This window comes from Aquabacterium sp. A08 (assembly GCF_011742065.1).
In genome coordinates, this window is the sequence record NZ_JAAQQT010000130.1 from 1 (window position 1) to 237 (window position 237).

The 237-nt window shown below is 66.2% G+C and carries 1 protein-coding gene; it reads right to left on the reverse strand.

Features of this window, described 5'->3' with window-relative positions:
- A partial coding sequence (locus HA630_RS26715) for a hypothetical protein (RefSeq protein ID WP_166832057.1) occupies positions 1–237 on the reverse strand: 237 nt, incomplete at both ends.

The window sequence follows — 237 nt, forward strand, 5'->3', positions numbered from 1 at the left end:
GGTGAAGCTGTTTTTGGCGGCGCCGCCCAGTTTCTTCTCGGCCGCGGCCGAGGTGCAGACGGCGTGCGCGTCGCGCTCGCACTTCTTCAGGTAGGAGTTTTTGGCGGCACCGGCGAGCTTTTTCTCGGCCGCCGCGGCGTGACAGCTTTGCCCCGGGCCCTGGGCTTTCTCTTGGGCCCAACTGGCCGGTGCGGCCAGGGCGCAGGCCAGCGTCAGCAATGCAAACAACGGTTTCAT